Genomic DNA, 3,173 nt, shown 5'->3' with positions numbered 1-3,173 from the left:
GCGACGGCGAGGCAGCGCAGCGCCGGCCACGCGGACGACGCGTGCCGCAGCCCCCGCTCCCAACTGCGCTCCGCCTGGGCCCGGTCCCCGGCGTGCCACTGGGCGACGCCCAGGTGGTACTCGGTGAGAGGCGTCGCGGGCGCGGTCTCCAGCATGTCCCGCCAGTGCCGCGCGACGAGCGTCCCGCCGGGTGGCCGGCCGGCGGCCGTCTCCGGGAACGAACCGGCGCGCAGCAGGTGCAGCCAGGGCTCCTGCTCCTCGGTCAGCGTGGTCCCGTCGAAGGGGGTGCCGGGCAGCTTCCAGCCGGCCCGCAGCACTTCCAGCGCGCCCCAGCCGGAACCCGTCGCGAGCCGCTCGCCGGGTTCGGTGTCGGCGTACGGCTGCCAGGCGGCGTACGCGGCGTCGACCCCGGCACGCGGCAGGACCGTTTCGAGCCGGGTCTCCGCCTCGGCCAGCACACCGCTCCGCTCCCCTTCAGGCGGCGCGTCGAACGGTCCGTACGCCTCCAGCCAGGACACCTCGCTCTCCGCGTCCAGCGCGACGTGTTCCAGCTGGGTGCGGGCGAGTCCGGCCTGGATCTCGCAGTAGCCGCCGGTGCCGGGCTCGGTGAGCCACCGCTGCCAGCTCCGCCCGCCGGGTCCCCGGCCCCACACGAACAGCTTGCGGCCGCGCAGGACGTCGGTGGAGGTCTGCACGAGGCCGTGTCCGTCGGCGTCCAGTGCGGCGATCCAGCGCCTGCGGTCGTCGGGAACGTCGTAGAAGTAGTCGGCGGGGTAGGTGCTGCGGGGCGGGTGGGTACGGTCCACGCCGTCGTGTTCCGGGACGGGCACCCGGCTCAGGCGCTGCTCGTAGCCGATGGGGGCACCTCCCACGCCGTTCAGGCAGTGGGGGAGATAGGCCCGCTCCGCGGGGGCGAGGACGCGGCACTCCTCGGGGACGGCGATGTTGGACCACCAGTAGGTCGGCACCGGCTTCTCGTGCGGGTTGCGGATCCGGACGCCGACGTACAGGAAGTCGGAGCCGTCCGGCAGCCACAGATCGACCTGGAAGGGCAGGTCGCGCAGCCGTTCCCACTCCCACAGGCGCAGCATCTCCCCGCCGTCGGGGGCCGGGACGCGGGCGGCGTGCACGGGTGAGCAGGACAGGGTGGTGTGGCCGGTGGCACCGATGTTCCATTCGATGCCGCCGGAGAACCAGGCACCGTTGAGGGCGAAGTTGGCGGGCTGGAACACCGGGTTGCGGTAGAGGAGTTCACGGCCGGTGGGCCTGTGCACGAGGGAGGCGATCCGGCCGCCCAGGGCGGGCAGCACGGTGGCGCGCAGCCGGTCGTTCTCGATCACGAGGGCGTCGACGGGCCGGGGCTCGCGGTCGCGGTCGTAGCCGTCCCGGACGGGGACGGGCAGCAGGCTGTGCAGGGGTGCGTGGCCGATCTGCCGCGCCATGTCGCGCGGCAGGCCGGCCTTGTCGCGGTCCTCGATACGGTGCATCTCGTCGAGGGGGCGCAGCGGGGGCAGCGGGTTGTCGGGGCCCAGGGATGCGGCGGGCAGTGTCAGTACCTCACGTCGGATCGTCGTCACGATCTCCATGGAAGCCGCCCGGCGTCCGCCTGAACAGGGTCGCTACGGGCCGGGTTCGCGCGAAGGCGGTGACCACCCGTGTCGGTGAGCAGGGCGCCGGCCGTCGCGTCGGGGTCGGGGTCGTGGTCGGAGGGGGCGTCCACGACGGCGATGTTCCGCATGCCGGTCATCGTCACGTACGGGGAGTCCGTTCCTCAACGACATGCGTCATCTCACTGGTGACCGCCCAGCGTTCGTGGTCGCGCCAGGCGCCGTCGATGTAGAGCATCTTCGGGGAGAAGCCCTCCAGGCGGAATCCGCAGGCGCGGGCCAGGGCGATGGAGGCCGCGTTGCCGGGCTGCACGTTGATCTCCAGCCGGTGCAGCCGCATCGGGCCGAAGGCGTACCGCACGACGAGGTCAAGCCCCTCGCGCATCAGTCCGCGCCCCGCCGCGTGCGCGAAGGCGCCGTAGCCGAGCGCGCCGCACAGGAAGCCGCCCGCGACGATGTTGTTGATGTTGATGAACCCGGCGAGGGCCCCGTCCGCCTCCTTCTCGCAGACCAGGAACCCCGCCTTGGTGCGGTCCTCGATCAGCCGCCCCACGTACGCGGCGTACGCGGCCGCGCTGTCCGGCGGGAACAGCCAGGGGTGGTGCAGGTCCTTGCTCTCCCGGGCGCGCGCGGTGAACTCGGCGCCGTCCGCGTGGGTGAAGTGACGCAGCCCCACGCGGGCACTCTCGGCGAGGTAGCGGGAAGCGGTGTGCGGCACCCTGCCACCCTACGACGCGCCGCCGGACCCGCGCGCGGCGTCGGCTCCCGCCCGCCGTGGTCCGGGCGGTGCTTCAGCTCAGCGCCGGTTCGTCCAGCGTCAGCGTGCCCGCGTCGGCGTCGAGTTCCGCCGTGACACCGAAGGGCACGGTGAGCGCGTCGTCGCAGTGGCCGAACCCGAACTGCTCGGCCACCGGCACGCCGAGGCCGCCGAGCCGGTCGGCGAGCAGCGCCCGTACCCCCTCGTACGGCTCGCACTGCGCCCACGAGCCGAGCAGCAGGCCGCTCACCCCGTCCAGCAGGCCGGCCCGCAGCAGCTGGGTGAGGTAGCGGTCGATCCGGTAGGTCTCCTCCCCCACGTCCTCCAGGCACAGCAGTCCGCCGCGCGCCGTGGGTCTGGCGTGCGGGGTGCCGAGGCCGGCGGCGAGCAGGGAGAGGCAGCCGCCGAGGGTGACGCCGCGCGCCCGTCCGGGGACGAGCGCGGTGCCGTCGGAGGTGAGGGTGCGGACCTTCTCGGGGGCGAAGAGGGTGGCCCTGAGGTGGTCCTGGGCCCGCGCGCTCTTGACGAAGTCGAGGCCCGCGGCCATCGGCCCGTGCAGGGTGACGAGGCCGAGCCGGACCGCGTACGCCTCGTGCAGGGCGGTGATGTCGCTGAATCCGACGAACACCTTCGGTCCGGCCGCCCGCATCGCCTCCCAGTCGAGCGCGTCGACCATGCGCTGGACGCCGTAGCCGCCGCGGGCGCAGATCACCGCGTCGACGGACGGGTCGCACCAGGCGGACTGCAGATCGGCGGCCCGGTCGGCGTCGCTGCCCGCGAGATAGCCGAACCGGCCGTCCCGGCCGAGG

4 protein-coding genes are annotated in these 3,173 nt (G+C 73.8%); all 4 read right to left on the bottom strand.

Annotated elements, in window-relative coordinates; all coding sequences use genetic code 11:
• A partial coding sequence (locus tag B9S61_RS06250; RefSeq protein WP_103541294.1) for a DUF5107 domain-containing protein occupies positions 1–1,586 on the bottom strand: 1,586 nt, incomplete at its 3' end.
• Positions 1,574–1,738: a hypothetical protein gene (locus B9S61_RS40680; protein ID WP_219819897.1), complete on the bottom strand. Its 165-nt coding sequence runs from the start codon at positions 1,736–1,738 to the stop codon at positions 1,574–1,576. The genes B9S61_RS40680 and B9S61_RS06250, both read right to left, overlap by 13 nt.
• Positions 1,739–1,749: 11 nt before the next feature.
• On the bottom strand, positions 1,750–2,325 hold the full coding sequence (locus B9S61_RS06245) for a GNAT family N-acetyltransferase (RefSeq protein WP_103541293.1): 576 nt from the start codon (positions 2,323–2,325) through the stop codon (positions 1,750–1,752).
• 73 nt (positions 2,326–2,398) lie between these two features.
• Positions 2,399–3,173: LD-carboxypeptidase (locus B9S61_RS06240; RefSeq protein ID WP_103541292.1), on the bottom strand; the 775-nt coding region annotated here is incomplete at its 5' end.

Origin of the sequence: Streptomyces sp. SM1 (genome assembly GCF_002910825.1) — a bacterium.
Classification (GTDB): domain Bacteria; phylum Actinomycetota; class Actinomycetes; order Streptomycetales; family Streptomycetaceae; genus Streptomyces; species Streptomyces okerensis.
The sequence above is the reverse complement of the archived record's forward strand: the minus strand, read 5'-3'. Positions and strand labels throughout refer to the sequence as shown.

Excerpts from the sequence above, each read along its gene's own strand:
- B9S61_RS40680 (WP_219819897.1), bottom strand. The coding sequence starts at position 1,738 with ATGCGGAACATCGCCGTCGTGGACGCCCCCTCCGACCACGACCCCGAC.